The 19021-nt window shown below is 68.7% G+C and carries 16 protein-coding genes and 1 pseudogene; 6 read left to right on the forward strand and 11 right to left on the reverse strand.

Annotation, left to right across the window (positions count from 1 at the left end):
* Positions 1-94, forward strand: a pseudogene (locus I55_RS38730) (succinate--CoA ligase subunit alpha); the annotation flags it as partial.
* A gap of 124 nt (positions 95-218) precedes the next feature.
* On the opposite strand, the gene I55_RS27170 reads toward I55_RS38730, so the two are convergent.
* Both I55_RS27170 and I55_RS27175 read right to left on the reverse strand, forming a co-directional pair.
* Positions 219-1070, reverse strand: coding sequence for a hypothetical protein (locus I55_RS27170; protein WP_044563867.1), 852 nt, complete (start codon positions 1068-1070; stop codon positions 219-221).
* 46 nt (positions 1071-1116) lie between these two features.
* Positions 1117-1857: a hypothetical protein gene (locus I55_RS27175; RefSeq protein ID WP_044563868.1), complete on the reverse strand. Its 741-nt coding sequence runs from the start codon at positions 1855-1857 to the stop codon at positions 1117-1119.
* A 208-nt stretch (positions 1858-2065) separates the two neighbouring features.
* Between I55_RS27175 and I55_RS27180 the strand changes: the two genes are divergently transcribed.
* The 4 genes from I55_RS27180 to lpdA all read left to right on the forward strand — a co-directional run bounded on the left by I55_RS27180 (position 2066) and on the right by lpdA (position 9516).
* Complete coding sequence (locus I55_RS27180; protein ID WP_044563869.1) at positions 2066-3250, forward strand: hypothetical protein; 1185 nt, start codon at positions 2066-2068, stop codon at positions 3248-3250.
* A gap of 374 nt (positions 3251-3624) precedes the next feature.
* On the forward strand, positions 3625-6564 hold the full coding sequence (locus tag I55_RS27185) for a 2-oxoglutarate dehydrogenase E1 component (protein ID WP_044563870.1): 2940 nt from the start codon (positions 3625-3627) through the stop codon (positions 6562-6564).
* 86 nt (positions 6565-6650) lie between these two features.
* Positions 6651-7889, forward strand: coding sequence for a 2-oxoglutarate dehydrogenase complex dihydrolipoyllysine-residue succinyltransferase (odhB, locus tag I55_RS27190; protein WP_044563871.1), 1239 nt, complete (start codon positions 6651-6653; stop codon positions 7887-7889).
* Positions 7890-8103: 214 nt separating this feature from the next.
* Positions 8104-9516, forward strand: coding sequence for a dihydrolipoyl dehydrogenase (gene lpdA / locus I55_RS27195; RefSeq protein ID WP_044563872.1), 1413 nt, complete (start codon positions 8104-8106; stop codon positions 9514-9516).
* A 126-nt stretch (positions 9517-9642) separates the two neighbouring features.
* Here the strand turns inward: lpdA and I55_RS27200 are convergent, their stop codons facing one another.
* From I55_RS27200 to fsa, 8 genes are all read right to left on the reverse strand, one after another.
* A complete protein-coding gene (locus I55_RS27200; RefSeq protein WP_044563873.1) occupies positions 9643-10737 on the reverse strand; it encodes a nucleotidyltransferase family protein in 1095 nt (364 codons plus the stop codon).
* The gene (locus I55_RS27205; protein ID WP_044563874.1) at positions 10655-11692 is read right to left on the reverse strand and encodes a hypothetical protein; all 1038 of its coding nucleotides are present in this window, start codon (positions 11690-11692) and stop codon (positions 10655-10657) included. The genes I55_RS27200 and I55_RS27205 overlap by 83 nt, the downstream gene beginning before the upstream one ends.
* Before the next feature lie 54 nt (positions 11693-11746).
* Entirely contained in the window at positions 11747-11920 is a 174-nt protein-coding gene (locus I55_RS37410) for a hypothetical protein (protein ID WP_159107286.1), read from the reverse strand.
* A 98-nt stretch (positions 11921-12018) separates the two neighbouring features.
* Positions 12019-12900 carry a DUF2167 domain-containing protein gene (locus I55_RS27210; protein ID WP_044563875.1) on the reverse strand — a complete coding sequence of 294 codons (882 nt, stop codon included), beginning with the start codon at positions 12898-12900 and terminating at the stop codon, positions 12019-12021.
* 14 nt (positions 12901-12914) lie between these two features.
* The gene (locus I55_RS39390) at positions 12915-13184 is read right to left on the reverse strand and encodes a tyrosine-type recombinase/integrase (RefSeq protein WP_307718733.1); all 270 of its coding nucleotides are present in this window, start codon (positions 13182-13184) and stop codon (positions 12915-12917) included.
* A gap of 2 nt (positions 13185-13186) precedes the next feature.
* Positions 13187-13870 carry a site-specific integrase gene (locus I55_RS27215; protein WP_307718734.1) on the reverse strand — a complete coding sequence of 228 codons (684 nt, stop codon included), beginning with the start codon at positions 13868-13870 and terminating at the stop codon, positions 13187-13189.
* 138 nt (positions 13871-14008) lie between these two features.
* A complete protein-coding gene (locus I55_RS27220) occupies positions 14009-14719 on the reverse strand; it encodes a DUF484 family protein (RefSeq protein ID WP_044563876.1) in 711 nt (236 codons plus the stop codon).
* Positions 14720-14829: 110 nt separating this feature from the next.
* On the reverse strand, positions 14830-15510 hold the full coding sequence (gene fsa / locus I55_RS27225; protein WP_044563877.1) for a fructose-6-phosphate aldolase: 681 nt from the start codon (positions 15508-15510) through the stop codon (positions 14830-14832).
* Between the two features lie 202 nt (positions 15511-15712).
* Between fsa and I55_RS27230 the strand changes: the two genes are divergently transcribed.
* Positions 15713-17941: a primosomal protein N' gene (locus I55_RS27230; RefSeq protein ID WP_085940122.1), complete on the forward strand. Its 2229-nt coding sequence runs from the start codon at positions 15713-15715 to the stop codon at positions 17939-17941.
* On the opposite strand, the gene I55_RS27235 is transcribed toward I55_RS27230, so the two are convergent.
* A partial coding sequence (locus I55_RS27235; RefSeq protein WP_044563879.1) for a S41 family peptidase occupies positions 17934-19021 on the reverse strand: 1088 nt, incomplete at its 5' end. The genes I55_RS27230 and I55_RS27235 overlap by 8 nt on opposite strands.

The raw sequence follows: 19021 nt of genomic DNA on the forward strand, positions 1-19021 counted from the left end.
CTTCAAGGTCGAAGCCCTGCGCGCCGCCGGCATCCATGTCGCCGACAGCCCCGCCAGCCTGGGTTCGACCATGCTGAAGGCGCTGAAGGGCTAAGGTCCGGCGCTGGCCTCTCCCTCCGGGGGCGGTCCTGACGGAGAATGAGAAACGGCGGCCCCTGGTGATGGGGACCGCCGTTTTTCTTTGCCCCGAATGGGTGATCAGCCGGGGCGGGATGGAATCACGGGGTTGTGGGGATGGTGGTGAATTCGCCTTTTGTGACCAGGCCGTGCGGCATGCGCCAGGGCGCCCATCCTTGCAGGACCGAATAGGTTATGCCTTGGCCGTCGGCCTTGGTGATGACCAAGGGTAGGGTGTCGATGGGGATGGGGTGCTTGAAGCCTTCTGGCATGCTCATCCCTTCGAACGGCGCCACGGGGATCAGCAGGGTGACGGGGTTCTGCTGCGGTATCGGGGCGAAGAACTTCCGGCGATAGGGGGCAGCCCCGTCGTGTCCCGCCTCATGCAGGCGATGTTCGATGACGACGTAGCCGTCCTTTATCCCGTCGAAAATCAGGTCGCTCTGCACGGATAGCGGATCGAAGGGAACCAAGCCCGTGTGATAGGGCACCGGCGCAGGTTCCACATCGAAGGTCGCCCCCAACCCCAGCATCTCGGTTTGGGTGTTCATGATGGGCAACCGGATCTTGTTGAGATGGCCGTCGCCTTTCTCATCCAGGAAACAGACGCTGCCCAGGCTCATGCCAGTGATGGACGAGTCCTCGTCGCCGCGCGTGCAGTAGAAGTCCTTCCCCTCGCTGGTAAATTTGAGGAGCGTATCCCCGGGCGCGAACGGCATGTCCTTCAGTAGGCGCTTGAAGGCGAAGGCGGCGTCTATCGTCGCGCCGGGGGCCTGGCCCGAACTGGTTTCGCTGTAGAGGATGCCGCCGCGAACCTGGCTGAGGGATGTGCCGATGGGCTGAGAGCGGGTGATGACTGGCGGACGGGCCTTGTTGAACGTGCTGTCCGGCGGGACGTGATGGACGCAACCGGCTAGGGCCAGCAAAAGGGGGGCGAGGGCGATCTTGCGCATTTGTCCTCAAGAGGGATGAGGCGGCGGAGGCGGTTCAAGCGGCGACTTACGGCGCCGTAGGAACGGTGGTGAATTCGCCCTTCTGGCTGAGAGTCCCAGACATGCGCCAGGGGGCCCAGCTCTTCAGGATGGAATATTGGACGCTGCGGTCATCCGCCTTGGTGATGACCAGGTTCAGCATCACAACTTGCAGGGCGGGCAGCTTGAAGACCTCCGGCATGGACATGCCCTCGAACGGTTCCAAGGGTATGGAAAGGGTGACGGGATCCTGCTGCGGCACCTGGACGAAGAATTTGCGCCGGTAGGGGGCGGGGGCGGCGACGTCCTGCGGATGCAGGCGATGTTCGATGATCACGTAGCCGTCCTTGACACCGTCGAACACCAGGTCGCTTTGCACGGACACTTGGCCGAAGGGGACCTGCTGCACATGATAGGGGGTCGGCGCGATGTCGGCGGTCTGTCCGAACGCCTGGACCAGCGTGTCGTTGTAAAACACAAGATCCTGTATCTGGTCGAAGGTGCCATCGCCCTTCCTGTCCAGGAAGCAAATACTGTTGAAGCTCAGCCCGGCGTCGGACTTCTTCTGCTCGTCGCCCTGCGAGCAATAGTAGGTCCTGCCGTTGAAGGGGAAGGTCAGCAGAACTGTGCCAGGCAGAAGATGCTTGTGGTTCAGGGCGTACCTGTAGTCCGCCTCCCCGTTCAGGATGGCGCCGTCAGTCATGCGGGAACTGGTCTCGCTGTAAATGACCTCGCCTTTGGTGGCGGTTGCAAAAGTGTTGGGGGCCATTGAACGTTCAATTATCGGGGCGCGGCCGCCAAAAAATGAACTGTTCTTGGGCAGATTATGGGTGCAACCGGCGAGGGCGAGCGCTAACGCCACGGCCAATAAGGATTTGTGCATTTATAGCCCTGAAAAGTTGCTTTCGAGTGCCAAAGGGGCAAATATGCTTCTATTCTCAGTTAAGCATATTTGTATATTTGAGGGATGGCAACGTATGCGCTCGGCTTTTTGCGCGGCCTTCATCGTCGGGCTAGTGATGGCGGCAGGGGGGGCCGCTGCGGTGGAGGACCCCAAGGAGGACTCCACCTGGATCCGGTGTGACGGACGCCCCCGACCGCTGGACGCGGGTGCGGTCAAGGCTGCGCACGTCCTTTTCTTTCTGCCGCGCCTGATCTGGAAAAACGACAGTCCGGCCCAACGCGGGGCGGCGGACCAGGCCCATGTCGCCCATGGGGTGGAGGGGGTGACGGCGTGCGAGGCCGCCATGTCGGATGTCCGTTCCCGGGATTGGCCGTTGCGCCGGGCCAGCCAGTGGGTCGCCCTGACGCTGCATGCGCTGACGGCCGGCCTGCAGGACCCGGCACGTCTGCCGGCCTTCACCGACGTGGTGGCACGCTATCGGGACGAGCGCGCGCAAGGAAAATGGCCGGATACCGTTCTCTGGGAAGCGGATGCGTGGATCGATGTCATGACGGCGGTGGCGGCGATGGCCTCCGGTGAGACCGACGGCGGCACTCGCCTGACGGCCGTGGTCGTGCGGCGGCCTGCGGACTTCGATCTGCTGCGCTTCGCCGCCACCGCCGCCCTGCTGCCCAGCTGCGACCAGCCCACCCGGTTGGCCCTCTGGACCCGGCTGGCCGCCTTCGACCGTGGCCAGCGTCCCATCGCCACCGCGTTGAGAACGGCGCCCAGCTTGCCTTTCCTGCCGTCGGGCGAGGAACTGGTGGCGGAACTCTGGCGTCAGCTGGTGCCCAACCTGAACCTGGTGGAAGGGGCCGCCGCCGTGGACAAATACGGTCAGGCGGGCTTTGGTGGCCGGGGCTTCGATGCGCAGGCGATCGACCAGGGGACGGGCGCCAGGGTGTCGTACGAAGGCTCCGTCACCTCGCCGGAAATGGTGCAGGAGATGGCCTTGTACCGGGCGGCCGAAATGGCCGAGGCCGCCGGTGCCGCCCGCCTGCGCATCAAGGCGTTCACGCCCTGGAAGACGGTGATGACCAGCGGCACCATGGTGAACGGCGTCATCGCCGGCGGATACAGCCAGATCACCAGCTACAAGGTCGTCTACGACGTGACCTTCGTGCGTGACGACACCGACGCCGGCTCCACGATCGAGGTGGCGCCGCTGCTGTCCAGCCTGCGCCAGGACTTCATTCCCATGCTGAACCGCCAACGCTGACGGTGCGTCGTTTTTCCATGGCTGGCATGCCGCCCAGGCCCTCGCTTTGTCGCTTGACCCTGCGGAACGCTGGTGCCACCTCACTATTAGCGTCCGGTGTCAATTTTTTTGATCCGGGCGATTGCGCTTATGGTGATCACCATGTCGAACGCCCCGCAACAAAAGGTTCAGGCCTGTTCCGTCGCTGACGGCTTTGTTGCGGAAATCCGGCGTTTCTCATGCGTGGTAGGCGTTTTCGTGGCAACGGACCCCGCGCCGTCGCATATTGAAGGCGCTGGTATCATGGCGTAAAAGAACGCGAATTTCGGTCCCATCGGGACGCCCCCCACTTACAAGCGGGCGCCCTATCCCTCCCAGATCAAGCGCAGAGCGCCATGGTAACCGATCAAAGCTCCCTGTTTTTCGCCGGCAACGCGACCTTCGTCGCCGAGCTTTACGCCCGCTACCTGCAGGATCCGGCCTCTGTCGATCCTTCGTGGAGCAGCTTCTTCGCCGGCCTCGATGATGATGCCCGCGTCGTGTTGGGCGAAATCAAGGGGGCGAGCTGGGCACCCAACAAGGCCGCCGTCATCGGCGTGCCCGATCCCGACGCCAAGCCGGCCGCACCGGCGAAAGGCGCCAAGGGTGCCAATGGCGCCGCCGCCCCGGCCGCCAACGGCGCCGTGGTGGCTGGCATCACGCCCGAGCAGCTGCGCCAGGCTCAGCTGGACAGCATCCGCGCCCTGATGCTGATCCGCGCCTACCGCGTCCGCGGCCACCTGATGGCCAAGCTGGACCCGCTGGGCCTTGAGAAGCGCGGCGAGCATCCGGAGCTGGACCCCAAGACCTACGGCTTCACCGACGCCGACCTGGACCGCCCCATCTTCATCAACAACGTGCTGGGGATGGAGACGGCCACCCTGCGCCAGATCGTGGACGCGGTGCAGCGCACCTATTGCGGCCATATCGGCGTGGAGTTCATGCACATCCAGGATCCGGAGCAGAAGGCCTGGATCCAGGAGCGTATCGAGGGCATCCGCAACCAGACCGATTTCACGGTCCAGGGCAAGAAGGCCATCCTGCAGCGCCTGACGGCCGCCGAGGGCTTCGAGCGCTTCCTGCAGCTGAAGTACACCGGCACCAAGCGCTTCGGCCTGGAGGGCGGTGAGGTCTGGGTCCCGGCCATTGAGCAGATCCTGAAGCGCGGCGGTCAGCTGGGGCTGAAGGAACTGGTCATCGGCATGGCCCACCGCGGCCGGCTGAACGTCCTGGCCAACGTGATGAACAAGCCGTACAAGGCCATCTTCTCCGAATTCCAGGGCAACGCCGCCAACCCCGAGGACGTGCAGGGCTCCGGCGACGTGAAGTACCACCTGGGCACGTCGGCCGATCGCGAGTTCGACGGCAACAGCATCCACCTGTCGCTGACGGCCAACCCATCGCACCTGGAAGTGGTGAACCCGGTGGTGTGCGGCAAGGTCCGCGCCAAGCAGGTGCAGCGCTCCACCATGCCGCCGTCCGATGAGGCGCGCGCCGAGGTCATCGGCCTGCTGCTGCACGGCGACGCCGCCTTCGCCGGCCAGGGCCTGGTGCCCGAGACGCTGCTGCTTTCCGAGCTGAAGGGTTACCGCACCGGCGGCATCATCCACATCATCACCAACAACCAGATCGGCTTCACCACCGCCCCGCAGTACGCCCGTTCCGGCCCGTACCCGACGGAGGTGGCCAAGGCCATCCAGGCGCCGATCTTCCACGTCAACGGCGACGATCCCGAGGCGGTCATCCACGTCACGCGCATCGCCGTGGAATTCCGTCAGAAGTTCCTGAAGGACGTGGTGCTGGACATCGTCTGCTACCGCCGCCAGGGCCACAACGAAGGCGACGAGCCGGCGTTCACCCAGCCGCTGATGTACAAGGCCATCCGCAACCACCCCACCACCCGCGAGCTGTATGCCAAGCAGCTGATCGCCGAGGGCGTGATCACGGCCGAGGAAGCCGACGGCTTCGTCAAGGACTTCCACAAGGCCATGGAAGTGGAGTTCGAGGCCTCGACCACCTACAAGCCGAACAAGGCCGATTGGCTGGAAGGCAAGTGGCAGGGCCTGAGCGCCGCCAAGAACGACGACCGCAAGGGCAAGACCGCCGTCTCCATGGACCTGCTGCAGGAAGTGGGCAAGGCCATCTCCGCCGTGCCGGAAGGCGTCGACGTGAACGCCAAGGTCGTGCGGCAGCTGAAGGCCAAGCAGGACATGATGGCCACCGGCAAGGGCATCGACTGGGCCACGGCGGAGGCGCTGGCCTTCGGCACCCTGCTGCTGGAAGGCGTGCCCGTGCGCCTGTCCGGCCAGGATGTGGGCCGCGGCACCTTCTCGCAGCGCCATTGCGTGCTGGTCGACCAGACCACCGAAGCCAAGTATGTGCCCCTGGATCACATTCGCGCCCCGGACCACAAAGAGGGCCAGGCCCGGTTCGAGGTCCACGACAGCCCGCTGTCCGAGGCCGCCGTGCTGGGTTTCGAATACGGCTTCACCCTGGCCGAACCGCATGCCCTCGTGCTGTGGGAAGCCCAGTTCGGTGACTTCGTCAACGGCGCCCAGGCCATCATCGACCAGTTCATCAGCTCGGGCGAAAGCAAGTGGCTGCGCATGTCCGGCCTGACCATGCTGCTGCCGCATGGCTATGAGGGCCAGGGTCCGGAGCACAGCTCCGCCCGGCTGGAGCGCTTCCTGCAGCTGTCCGGCGAGGACAACTGGCAGATCGTGAACTGCACCACCCCGGCCAACTACTATCACGTGCTGCGCCGCCAGGTGACGCGCGAGTTCCGCAAGCCGCTGGTGGTCTTCAGCCCGAAGTCGCTGCTGCGCCACAAGCTGTGCGTCAGCGACCTGGCCATGTTCACCGGCAACGAATCCTTCCACCGCGTCCTCTACGAGGATGGCGTGGACCTGGTGGAGCCGGCGAAGATCCGTCGCGTCGTCATCTGCTCGGGCAAGGTCTACTACGACCTGTTCCAGGAGCGGGAGACCCGCGGCGTGAAGGACGTGGCCTTCCTGCGTCTGGAGCAGCTGTACCCGTTCCCGCACGACGCCCTGAAGGCGGAGCTGGCCAAGTACCCCAACGCCGAGGTGGTGTGGTGCCAGGAAGAGCCGGCGAACATGGGCGCCTGGTCCTTCGTCGACCGCCGCATCGAGGCCGTGCTGAAAGACCTGGGCCACAAGGCGGGCCGTCCGTCCTACGTCGGCCGCGCCGAGGCCGCCTCGCCGGCGGCCGGCCAGTTGAAGCGCCACAACCAGGAACTGGCGAAGTTCCTGGACGAGGCGCTGACGATCGCCTGATCCAATGAGGTTCCGGGGCCCGTTGCGGCCCCGGAACGATTTTATTCTGAACCCCTCTGTTAGAAACGAACCAAGGTCCCAAAAACATGGCGACGGAAATCCTGGTGCCCACCCTCGGCGAGTCCGTGTCGGAAGCGACGGTCGCGCGGTGGCTGAAGAAGGTTGGCGACAGCGTCAAGGCGGATGAAACGCTGGTGGAGCTGGAGACCGACAAGGTCACCTTGGAAGTCAACGCCCCGGCCGCCGGCACGCTGGGCGAGATCCGGGCCGCCGAAGGCGCCAACGTGGGTGTCAGCGCCGTTCTGGGCGTGATCACCGAAGGTGGCGCCGCCGCGGCCGCCGCCCCGGCCCCGGTCAAGGCCGCCGCTCCGGCTGCCGCCCCGGTCCAGGCCGCCGCCCCGGCGCCCGCCCCTGCCGCCAACGGCTCGGCCGGCGTGATGCCCGCCGCCGCCAAGATCGCCGCCGATGCCGGCGTGAACCCGGCCGACATCAGCGGCACCGGCAAGGACGGCCGCGTCACCAAGGGCGACGTGATCGACCACCTGGCCGCCCCGAAGGCCGCGCCGGTCCCTGTCGCCGCGCCGAACCCGGTCGCGAAGGCCCCGGCCGGCCCGCGCGCCCGCGCCGACCTGGAGGAGCGGGTGCGCATGACCCGCCTGCGGCAGACCGTCGCCGCCCGCCTGAAGGACGCCCAGAACACCGCGGCCATGCTGACCACCTATAACGAGGTGGACATGACCAACGTGATGAAGCTGCGCAACGAGCTGAAGGACCAGTTCGAGAAGAAGCACGGCGTGAAGCTGGGCTTCATGTCCTTCTTCGTGAAGGCCTGCCTGGTCGCCCTGAAGGAAATCCCGGCCGTCAACGCCGAGATCGAGGGCACCGACATCATCTACAAGAACTACTATGACATCGGGGTCGCCGTCGGCACGCCCACGGGTCTGGTGGTTCCGGTGGTGCGCGACGCCGACCAGATGGGCTTCGCCAAGATCGAGCAGAGCATCAACGAGCTGGGCAAGAAGGCCCGCGACGGCAAGCTGTCCATCGCGGACATGACCGGCGGCACCTTCACCATCTCCAACGGTGGTGTCTACGGCTCGCTGATGAGCTCCCCCATCCTGAACGCCCCCCAGTCGGGCATCCTGGGCATGCACAAGATCCAGGAGCGTCCGATGGTCGTCGGCGGCCAGATCGTCGTCCGCCCGATGATGTACCTGGCGCTGTCCTACGACCACCGCATCATCGACGGCCGCGAGGCCGTGACCTTCCTGGTGCGGGTCAAGGAATGCATCGAGAACCCGGAACGCATCCTGCTGGATGTCTGATCCGACGGACGGGGGGCCCCACGGCCCCCCGTTTGCTGACTGCTTGACCGCACCAACATTAGTCCAACTATCAGCGCCGGGTTCCCTGCCGCCCATCTTTCCGGAGCGTAGCGACTAGGCCGCGACTGCGGCCGCCGCAGCGAGCACCGAAGGGCGCAGCGAGGACAAGCCAAGCCGGCGGATGCCGGCGCCCGGCGCCTGAGGGAACCTGAACATGACCACCGAAACCCAATTCGATCTCGTCGTCATCGGCAGCGGCCCCGGCGGCTATGTCGCGGCCATCCGCGCGGCCCAGCTGGGCATGAAGGTCGCTTGCGTCGAGATGCGCAAGACCCTGGGCGGCACCTGCCTGAACGTGGGCTGCATCCCCTCCAAGGCCCTGCTGGTCGCTTCCGAGAAGTTCGAGGAAGCCAGCCACAGCCTGGGCAACTTCGGCGTCAAGGTGTCGGGTGTCGAGCTCGACCTGCCCACGATGATGAAGCACAAGGACGACGTGGTTAAGTCCAACGTCACCGGCGTGGAATTCCTGTTCAAGAAGAACAAGATCACCCGCTACACCGGCAAGGGCAGCATCGCCGCCCCGGGCCAGGTGACGGTGACCAAGGAGGACGGTTCCACCGAGACCGTCACCACCAAGAACATCCTGATCGCCACCGGCTCCGACGTCATGCCCCTGCCGGGCGTGACCATCGACGAGAAGCGCATCGTCTCCTCCACCGGTGCCCTGGAGCTGGCCGGCGTGCCGAAGCGCCTGGTGGTCATCGGCGGCGGCGTCATCGGGCTGGAGCTGGGCTCCGTCTGGCAGCGCCTGGGTTCCCAGGTCACGGTGGTGGAGTTCCTGGACCGCATCCTGCCCGGCATGGATGGTGAGGTTTCCAAGCAGAGCCAGCGCATCCTGGCCAAGCAGGGCCTGGCCTTCAAGCTGTCGACCAAGGTGACCTCCGCCGTGGCCAGCGACACCGGCGTCACCCTGACGGTGGAACCCGCCGCCGGTGGTGCTGCCGAGACCCTTGAGGCCGACGTGGTGCTGGTGGCCATCGGCCGCCGCCCCTACACCGAGGGCCTGGGCCTGGACAAGGTTGGCGTGGAGCTGGATGAGCGCAAGCGCGTGAAGACCGACCACCACTTCCGCACCAACGTGCCCGGCATCTGGGCCATCGGCGACGTCATCGCCGGTGCCATGCTGGCCCACAAGGCCGAGGAAGAGGGCGTGGTCTGCGCCGAGGTGATGGCGGGCCAGTCCGGCCACATCAACTACGACGCCATCCCGGGCGTGGTCTACACCTGGCCGGAAATCGCTTCCGTCGGCAAGACGGAGGAGCAGCTGAAGGCCGCCGGCGTCAACTACAAGGTCGGCAAGTTCCCCTTCACCGCCAACGGCCGCGCCCGCTCCATGCAGGCGACCGAGGGCTTCGTGAAGCTGCTGGCCGATGCCCACTCTGACAAGCTGCTGGGCGCCCACATCATCGGCGCCTCGGCCGGCGAGATGATCGAGGAACTGGCGCTGGCCCTGGAATTCGGCGCCTCGTCCGAGGATATCGCCCGCACCAGCCACGCCCATCCCACGCTGACCGAGGCCATCAAGGAAGCGGCCCTGGGCGTGCTGGGCCGCACCATCCACATGTAAGCTTTCCCTCAGAGCGGAGCGCGATCATCCGTGATCGCGCTCCGCTCTTAAGCTGTTCGTGATAGAGCGGGTATGTGGAACGGGGCCGGGGNGNCCCGGCGCCGTTCCACATTCTGGCATGGGTGCTCAGGCCCGAGGGCCGGTGCGGTCCCGCAGGTCCCGCAGCCGGGGGGCGATGAAGGCGCGAAGATCGCCGGACCGGGCCGCGCGCCAGGCCAGGCCGGCGGCGCGGCGGGGATGGATCAGCGGGGCGGCCAGGTGGAGCAGGCGGCCGGCGCGCGCGAGGCCCGGCAGGTGCACCTGCTGCCATAGCCGCCAGCGCCAAACCAGGCGGGGCCGCTGAAAGCACCGGGGCCAGGCAAGGCCCACCAGGGCCTCCGCCGTCGCCAGGGTGTCCAGCAGTTCGGCATGGATGCCGGCCGACCGGAAGCGGGCCGCGACGGCGGGCCAGTTCGGCGGTGACCGTTCGGCCAGCAGCCGCAGTTCCAGCATCTGGCGCGGCAGCGGGCTGGGGCTTTGCCGCCGGTCGTCCATCAGGTGCGCCAGACAGTGGACCAACCTGTCCTCCGGCGCCGGCAGCCAGACCTCCAGCCCGTCCCCGACCGGCATGGCCCGCGCCCGCGCCAGGATGGCGGGGCTGGGCAGCGCCGGCTGGAACGCTGTCTCCACCAGGTTCTGGTGCAATTCCACGCCGAACCGGCGCGCGGGGTGCGCCAGGCGCGGCAGATGCTTGGCCCACGCCGTCATCGCATAGGGGCCCTGGATGGGGGCGAAGCCTTCCGCTTGCAGCAGCGCCCGCGCCTGGTCCAGCCGGTCGGCCGGCACCAGCACGTCAATGTCGCCGCTGTAGCGGGCGCCGGGGTCGGGATAAAGCTGGTCGAACACGGCGGCCGTTCCCTTCAGCAGCACGGCCCGGATGCCGCCGGCCTCCATCAGGCGGGCCAGCGCCATGGCCTCCGCCCGCTGCGCCTCCACCCGCAGGCGGCCCAGTTCGGCCGCCCCTTCGGCCCAGTCGCGCACCGCCTCCGGCACGCGGGGCAGCAGTCCATGCTCATCCAGGCGCCAGTGCACGGCGCTGGCCAGCCGGAAATCGGCCGCGACCTGCACGATGGCTGGCCAGTCCCAGCCGTCGGTGCCCTCAGGCGGCCGAGGGCCGGCTGGCGACAGCAGCGCCGTCAGCGATCGGAAGGCCCGCCGATAGCGCGCTTGCGAAGGCTTCAAGGGCTGCGGCGCCCTGCTGCGGGCTATCATAGCTCATCCACAGGAAGGGGGTGGATTGGGCCCAACGCGCCAGGGTCTGGGCACGCGCGACGTCGGATGGCCCCGCCAGGGCGGCGCCGGCGCCCACCAGGGCCATCAACCCTTCAGCACCGCGCAGGGGCGTGAGGCTGGGGCGCAGGCCCGGCGCCCGGTCCAGCAGCACCACGGCGGCTGCCGCGCCACTGTGGGCCGTGACCGTGCCCAGGGCCTGGGGGGCGATGAAACGCGTGCCGTCGTCCATCGCCAGCGCGTCCTCCACAGGGGCAAGGGCGTCGGCCAGCAGGCGCCGGGCGCCGGGCCGGACGCGCAGGCTGGTGGCGACACTGGCCAGCCGCCAATCGGTCGCGGCCACGGCCACGGTGTCGTCGCTCAGCAGGGTGGCGCCCCTGACCAGCAGGGTGGTGGCCAAGGTGGTCTTGCCGCCCTGGGTGGGCGCGGCCAGCAGCAGGGGCACACCATTGACCACCAGACCGGCCGCATGGGTCAGCAGCAGCGCCGGCTCAGGGTGCAGGGCGGCCTCCGCCAGCAGGCCCAGCAATTCGCAGGCGATTTCATTGGGATGGCGGGCGCTGGCCCGCCAACTCCCGTCCAGCCAGAGACCGTAGCCGTCGCCATCGGCGGCCAAGTCGATCACTGGGCCGGTGGCGCTTGGCAAAGCCGCCGCCGGGGTGGCTAGGGGGGCCAGACGCTGATCCAGGAAAGGCGGAACGGGCACACGCCCCCGCACCGTCACTGGGCGCCCGCCGCAGGCCAGCATCAATGACCACGAAACGGGCTGCGCCGCGACATGAGGCCAGTCGGTGGTGGGGCCGGACGATTCCTCAGGATCACCGGAAGACGGAACCACGGACGGTTCGCCCTCGGGCAGGATCATCATGCCGCCGGGCACGACAATGATCCGTCCCCCGTCCAGCATGATGTCTGTCCGCGATGTCATAAGACTAGCCGGTGCCGCTCAAGGGCGTTTACGTCAACTGCCAGCCCGTGCCCGGCGGGAGGTCAGCAGGACCGCGGCGGTGGCGCCCCCCACACTGGCCATCCCCGCCATCTTGCGCAGGGCTTCACGGCGGCGCAGCGCTTCCGGTGTTTCCGTGTCCACGGCCTCGGTGGCGCGCGGCGCGTTCGCCGACGTCTCATTCCCCATGATGAGCCCCCTGTTATGGGCCGGCAGCCTGCCGCTGCGCGGATATGCCGCGTACCGTAACACGGGATCGGGCGACGGCAACATCGTTGTTGGCTACCTCAGGACCAGGGGCCCTTGGGCCCGTCATGGCCGCGCGGCGGCGGGTCCGGCGCCTTGGCCGGTGGCGGCGCGGGCGGCGGCTTCGGCCCCCAGCGGCGGCGCAAGCGGCGGGTCGTCAGCATCACCACCAGCACGGCCATCAGGTAGATGAAGCTCTGGCTGGTGATGCCGGTCAGCAGGTGGTCCATCAGGCCGCCCTTGACCAAGGTGTCGCCGGCGATAAGGCCGCCCAGGCCCAGGGTGATCGACTGGTCGGCCAGGGGCACGTAGTCGCGATAGCCATTGCCAGGCGTGAAGCGCAGCATGGACAGAAGCGTTGGCATTCGCCCCTCGATGGCCGGCAGGTCGCTCATGCGGGCAGCGATGTCCAGGCCCAGCACGCCCCGGCGGCCCAGCAGGCGGGCATGGTAGTCCAGGCCGTCCACCGCGCCGCCATCCGCCTGGCGCCGGGTGGCCCAGACCAGGATATGGGTGGCGCCGTCGTAGACCGGCCGCTGGGCCCAGCCCGCCAGGGGCTGCGCGCCGCCGGCATCGCCGGATCTCAGCGCCGCCAGCAGGCGGTCGGGGTCCAGCCGGCCCCGGTCCAGGTCGCTGACATGCCCGCCGCCGTCATAACTTAGCGCCACCAGCCAGGTCGGATCGCCCTCCGTGGGCACCAGTAGGCCCAGCCCGCCACCGCCGGCCAGTGGGCGGCCCCGCCAATGGCGGTTCAGAAAGGATGGCACCTCGGCGGGGCCGACATACTGGAAGGTGGGCGATGGTGTCAGGGTGACGGCCTTGTCCGCCAGCGACAGCGGCGTGGTGTCGGTGGCCCCGGCCTGGGGCGCCAGGGTCAGCAGCGCCGCGCACAGCAAGCCGGCCAGCCATTTCATCAGCCGCATGGGGCAGGTCCCCTTCAACCGCCCCGCCGGGCGCGGGGGTGGGCGGTCTCATAGACCGACAGCAGTTGCTCCGCATCCACGTCGGTATAGCGCTGGGTGGTGGACAGGCTGGCGTGGCCCAGCAGGTCCTGGATGGCGCGCAGGTCGGCGCCGCCGCCCAGCAGGTGGGTGGCGAAGCTGTGGCGCANCGCGTGCGGCGTGGCGGTGTCAGGCAGGCCCAGCAACTGCCGCAGGGTCTGCATCGCCAGGCGGGCCACCCGATCGTTCAGCCGGTCGGCACGCACGCCTAAGAACAGGGGGCCGTCGGCGCGCAGCGGCAGGGGCAGGCCTCGATATAGGCGGCCAGCGCCTGGCGCACGGCCGGCAGCACGGGCACGTCGCGCTGCTTCGACCCCTTGCCGGTCACGCGCAGGGTGTCACCGGCCAGCGGCGCCTCGCGNCGCGTCAGGCGCAGGGCCTCGTCCATGCGCAGGCCGCAGCCATACAGCAGGGTGAACAGGGCGCGGTCGCGCAGGCCCACCCAGGGCGCCTCCGGAATGTCGGACGCCTCTTCCAGCAGGGTGCCGGCGTCGTCCACCGTCAAGGGGCGGGGGATGGGGCGCTTCACCTTGGGCGCGTTCAGCAGCCCGATGGCGGGGTTGTGCAGCCGTCCCGAGCGGTCCAGCCAGCGGAACAAGTTGCGCACGCCGGAGACGGCGCGGGCCCGGCTGGCGGCGATGGCCCCCTCCCCGGCCCGGGCGGCCAGCCAGGCGCGGAAGTCGCCCAGCCGCGCCCCGCCCAGGTCGTTCAGGCTGGGTTCCCGGCCCAGATGCTCCGTCAGGAAGGCCAGGAAGGCGGCGACATCACCCTGGTAAGCACGCAGCGTGTGCGGCGACGCCGTCTTCTCCGACGTCAGCCAACGCCGCCACTCCTCCAACGCCGCCGCCACATCGGGCACGCAGGAATATCCCAGGGCGGGGGGCTTGGTCATGATGAAGGCCCTCTCATTTCCACTCGCCCATTTTTCCTAGGCCGCGACTGCGGCCGCCGGAGCGCTTGGGGGAGCGAAGCGGACTGAAACGCGAGGATAGCCAAGGGGGCGAATGCCCCGCCAGCGCCTGAGGCAACGTTAAAGAGCCAACCATCCCCGGATGCACCGCTCCACCACCCGGGCCAGGAAGCACAGCAGTTCCGTGCCCTGGCCGGGATGGAACAGGTCAGCGTCCCGGGACCCGAAGGCCAGCAGGCCCACCGGCGCGTCCGGGCCTATGGTCAGGCGCACCAGGGCCTCCGACCGCACGATGGGGGCGGCGGGGCCATAGATTTCCGCCATGCCCTGGATGTTGCCGCGCAGCACGACGTCCCGCTTGTTCAGCCACCGGGTGATGGCGCCGGCTTCGGCCAGTTGCAGGCCGGTGCGGTCGGCGTGCAAGGCCAGCGGGCTGTCTTCCGGCTGTTCCACCACCAGGCAGGCGAGATCCAGGTCCAGCAATACCGCCAGGTCGGTGGTGATGGTCTGGATCAGGTGCTCGAAATTCTGGGCGTCCATCAGGAACAGGACGGCGGCGTGTACCCGGCTCTGGTTGTTGATGTTGGCGCGGGCGGTGGCGATCAGCTCTTCCCGCTGGGCCGTCAGGTCGGCCACCTCGCGCCGCAGCTTCAGCAGCATGAAGTGCTGCAGGTCGGCCACGCCGTTGCCCCGATTCTCCGCCGGGGGGATCAGGTGGTGGACCACGTCGGGATGCTGTTGCAGGAAGTCCGGGGTTTCACGCAGGTATGTGGCCACATCCTCCGCGGTCAGGGCATCGCCTAAGGCGCTGTGCGGTGTCTTGCCGCCCATATGCTCGCTCTTCCCTTCAGGCCGGTGGTCCGGCGTCCCATGGTCCCAAACGCAACCGGCCCGCCCATCGCTGGGCGGGCCGGAAGGCATCCGCTGGAACGCGAAGGGGATCAGCGGGTCGGCAGCGGCTGATCCAGGATAGTCTGCCCGGTCTTGGCCCAGTCCGCAACGAACTGCGCCAGGCCCTTGTCGGTCAGCACATGGTTGAACAGCTGACGGATGACGGCCGGCGGCATGGTGGCCACGTGGGCGCCCATCTTGGCCGACTGGGTGACGTGGATGGGGTTGCGGATGGACGCGACCAGGACCTCGGTCTCGAAGGCCGGGTACTGGTCGTAGATGGTGACGATCTCTTCGATCAGGCCCAGGCCGTCCTGGCCCATGTCGTCCAGGCGGCCGACGAAGGGGGAGACGAAGGTGGCGCCGGCCTTGGCGGCCAGGATGGCCTGTGCCGCGGAGAAGCACAGGGTCACGTTGACCATGGTGCCTTCCTGCGACAGGTGGTGGCAGACCTTCAGGCCGGCCGGGGTCAGGGGCACCTTCACCGCCACGTTGGGGGCGATCTTGGCCAGGTGCTTGCCTTCCTTCAGCATGGTCTCGAAATCGGTCGAGGCCACCTCGGCGCTGACCGGGCCCTTCACCACGTCGCAGATCTCGGCGATCAGGTCGATGAAGCTGCTGTGACCGGACTTGGCGACCAGCGACGGGTTGGTGGTGACGCCGTCCAGCAGGCCGGTGGAGGCCAGCTCGCGAATGTCGTTGATGTCCGCGGTATCGACGAAGAACTTCATGGGGGAATGCCCTCAAGATCTGGAAAGGACCGGGGCCCGCCCCCGGGTTGGCCGGCACTCTAACGGAGGGGGCGCCCGGGTGCACGGGCAGAAATGATGGGGCGGGGGATAGGGGGCATGCGCGCTTGGTGACGGCCGTCACCATAGGGGACCATATAGGGAACGATGGCGCCCAGGGGGTGCCCAGTGGTAACAGCAAGACATGGATCTGTTGACGGCGAGCGGTATGGAAGCGGCGACCCCACCGGTACGGCGGGTGCGCGTGCTGCTGCCCCTGCCGCTGGCCAGCCCCTACGACTATCGCGTGCCCGACGACATGGAGCTGGAGGCCGGCGCCTATGTCGAGGTCCCGCTGGGTCCCCGTCAGGTCTTCGGTGTCGTCTGGGCCGTCGGCGGTGACGAGGCCGGCGTGGCCGTCAGCCGCCTGAAGCCTGTCATCCGCCGTTTCGACCTGCCGCCCATGCCGGAGGTGTCGCGCCGATTCGTCGACTGGGTGGCGGCCTATACCCTGTCGGCGCCCGGCTCCGTGCTGCGCATGGCGGTCAGCGTCTCCGCGGCGCTGGAGGATCCGAAGCAGCTGCTGGCCTACCTGCCGTCGGGGGAGCCGCCGCCCCCCGGTTTCAAGATGACGGATGCGCGTCGCCGCGTGCTGGCGCTGATGGAGGAGGACGGGCCGCCCCGCACGCCGGCCGACCTGGCGCGGGAGGCCGCCTGCGGCATCGGTGTCATCCGCGGCCTGGCGGAATCGGGCCTGCTGACGCCCGTTGCCCTGCGCGCCCAGCCGCGCCCCCCCATCCCGGATGCCGACCGGCCCGGGCCGGACCTGTCGGCGGACCAGGCCGCGGCGGCACAGGCGCTGCGCGACGCCGTGGACGCCCGGGCCTATTCCGCCACTCTGGTCGACGGCGTCACCGGGTCCGGCAAGACCGAGGTCTATTTCGAGGCCATCGCCGCCAGCCTGCGCCAGGGGCGCCAGGCCCTGGTGCTGCTGCCGGAAATCGCCTTGTCCAGCCAGTGGCTGGACCGCTTCGCCCGGCGATTCGGCGTGCGGCCGGTGGAATGGCACTCCGACCTGGCAGGCGCCCACCGCCGCGCCGCCTGGCGGGCCATCGCCAATGGCGAGGCGCCGGTGGTGGTGGGCGCCCGCTCCGCCTTGTTCCTGCCCTATCCCGACCTGGGCCTGATCGTGGTGGATGAGGAGCATGAGGCCGCCTTCAAGCAGGAGGACGGCGTCATCTACCATGCCCGTGACATGGCGGTGGCCCGCGCCTTCCTGGGCGGCATCCCGGTGGCCCTGGTCTCCGCCACGCCATCGCTGGAGACGCTGACGAACGCGGAGACGGGGCGCTACGGCCGCATCGACCTGCCGGCCCGCCACGGCGGCGCCAGCCTGCCGGACGTCACCCTGATCGACCTGCGCCGGCCGGACAGCCGGCCGCCGGCCCGCCACTGGCTGTCGCCCATCCTGACGGACGCGATGACGGAGACGCTGGCGGCCGGCGAGCAGGGCATGTTGTTCCTGAACCGCCGGGGCTATGCGCCGCTGACCCTGTGCCGCGGCTGCGGCTTCCGCCTGCAATGCCCCAACTGCACCGCCTGGCTGGTGGAGCACCGGCTCAGCCGCCGTTTGCAGTGCCACCACTGCGGCTACAGCGACCGGCTGCCCGACGTCTGCCCGTCCTGCGAGGCGGAGCATTCCTTCGTCGCCTGCGGCCCCGGCGTGGAGCGGGTGGCGGAGGAGGTGGCGCAGCTGTTCCCGGACGCGCGCGTGGCGCTGATGACCAGTGACACCCTGGTGGGACCGCACGCCATCCAGACGGTGATCGAGGAGGTGCGGGCCCACAAGGTCGACCTGCTGATCGGAACCCAGGTGATGGCCAAGGGCCATCATTTCCCCATGCTGACCCTGGTGGGCGTGGTGGACGGCGACCTGGGCCTGGGCGGCGGCGACCTGCGTGCGGCGGAGCGCACCTTCCAGATGCTGCACCAGGTGGCGGGGCGCGCCGGCCGCGAAAGCCGGCCGGGCCGCGTCTTCCTGCAAACCCACATGCCGGAGCATCCGGTGATGCAGGCGCTGGCCGCCCATGACCGGGATGCCTTCCTGGCGGCGGAGGCGGAGCAGCGCCGGGCCATGGACCTGCCGCCCTATGGCCGGCTGGCGGCCCTGATCGTGTCCGGCGAGGATGAGCGCCAGGTGGACAAGGCGGCGCGCGACCTGGCCCGGGCGGCCCCTCAGGACGACGACGTGCTGGTGCTGGGCCCCGCCCCAGCGCCCCTGGCCCTGCTGCGCGGCCGGCACCGCCGCCGCCTGCTGCTGAAGACGGCGCGCGGTGTGGCGGTGCAGCCGCTGCTGCATTCCTGGCTGGCCGCCGTTCCCATCCCCCCGTCCGTGCGGGTGCAGGTGGACGTGGACCCCTACAGCTTCATGTAGGGGGACCGTCCGGCGCGCGGGTCAGCCAATAGGCATGGCGCATCAGCGGCGGCCGGCTCGGTTCCGCGCTGAGGGTGCTGAAGGACAGGGTGTCGCCACGCCGGGCCAGGATCAGGCGCAGGGTGACGGGCCGGCCGTTTTCCTCCCCCGGGCCGTCGGCCACAAGGGTCACGTCGGTGGGCCCCGGTCCCGCCCGGAATTCAACGACGCGGTAGCATCGGCCGGGTTCATCGCTAGTCAGGCACCAGGCCTGGCGTGCCGGGTCCAACGACCAGGTCTCCCGCTCGTGCACCGTCTTCCCCGGGCCGTCGTCGAAGGTGAAGGCCAGCGTGGCCACGGTGCCCGCCGTGGCCGACAGCTGGGTGGGCAGGATGACGCGGCGGTCCGTGCCATAGTCGCGGTAGTCCAGCGTGCCGCTCCAGCCGCCCGTCAGCGCCGCTCCCAGGATACCGGCGTCCGCCATGCTGTCGGGGCCGGCTTCCGCCTGGGTGGCGACGGCCAAGGCCCGGTCGAAGCCACTGGCCAGATCCAGCACCGTGGGCGTTACGGTCCGGTCCGCGGCGATGCCGAAGCCTGGGGCGGTCGGCCGGTCCAGGTCGGTGCGGTTCAGGGCGTTGGGGATGCGCACCTTGAGGTGGCTGTTGGGCAGGGTCAGCAGGAAGATGTGGCCGGCGGTGGGCCCCTCCGCGCTGCCGCCGCTGTCCTCCCCCACGATCAGGGCGCCGGTCTTGTCCTTGAGCTGCGCCAGCAGGCGCGTGGCGCCCGACGCGTTGCGGGGGCCGGCCAGCACCACCAGTTGGCCTGTGAAGCCCGCCGGCGACGGCTCCTGCCGCCGGAAGCCGTCGTCACCCGCGTCGCCGGGAACGGGCTTGCGCTCCCACCATCCGTCGGCGGTGCGGCGGAACGCCGTTTCCGTTGGCTCGAACAGGGCCTTGGGGTCGCCCCAGGTTTCCATGTGCTCGGGCAGCGTGCCGTAGCGGATGGCCTTCAGCAGCGGCGGATGGGACCAGGTGAAGGGGCGGGTCAGCAGCAGGCTGCCCAGCGCCAGGACGGCATCGTCCGATCCGCCGCCGTTGTTGC

The sequence above is a fragment of the Azospirillum sp. B4 genome (assembly GCF_000333275.1).
Classification (GTDB): domain Bacteria; phylum Pseudomonadota; class Alphaproteobacteria; order Azospirillales; family Azospirillaceae; genus Nitrospirillum.

Coding starts and splice junctions, on each gene's coding strand:
- I55_RS27185 (WP_044563870.1), top strand. CDS start 3,625: ATGGTAACCGATCAAAGCTCCCTGTTTTTCGCCGGCAACGCGACCTTC.
- I55_RS27180 (WP_044563869.1), top strand. CDS start 2,066: ATGCGCTCGGCTTTTTGCGCGGCCTTCATCGTCGGGCTAGTGATGGCG.
- lpdA (WP_044563872.1), top strand. CDS start 8,104: ATGACCACCGAAACCCAATTCGATCTCGTCGTCATCGGCAGCGGCCCC.
- I55_RS27230 (WP_085940122.1), top strand. CDS start 15,713: ATGGATCTGTTGACGGCGAGCGGTATGGAAGCGGCGACCCCACCGGTA.
- I55_RS27220 (WP_044563876.1), bottom strand. CDS start 14,719: ATGGGCGGCAAGACACCGCACAGCGCCTTAGGCGATGCCCTGACCGCG.
- I55_RS27205 (WP_044563874.1), bottom strand. CDS start 11,692: ATGCTGGACGGGGGACGGATCATTGTCGTGCCCGGCGGCATGATGATC.
- I55_RS27210 (WP_044563875.1), bottom strand. CDS start 12,900: ATGCGGCTGATGAAATGGCTGGCCGGCTTGCTGTGCGCGGCGCTGCTG.
- I55_RS27175 (WP_044563868.1), bottom strand. CDS start 1,857: ATGGCCCCCAACACTTTTGCAACCGCCACCAAAGGCGAGGTCATTTAC.
- fsa (WP_044563877.1), bottom strand. CDS start 15,510: ATGAAGTTCTTCGTCGATACCGCGGACATCAACGACATTCGCGAGCTG.
- I55_RS27170 (WP_044563867.1), bottom strand. CDS start 1,070: ATGCGCAAGATCGCCCTCGCCCCCCTTTTGCTGGCCCTAGCCGGTTGC.
- odhB (WP_044563871.1), top strand. CDS start 6,651: ATGGCGACGGAAATCCTGGTGCCCACCCTCGGCGAGTCCGTGTCGGAA.
- I55_RS37410 (WP_159107286.1), bottom strand. CDS start 11,920: ATGGGGAATGAGACGTCGGCGAACGCGCCGCGCGCCACCGAGGCCGTG.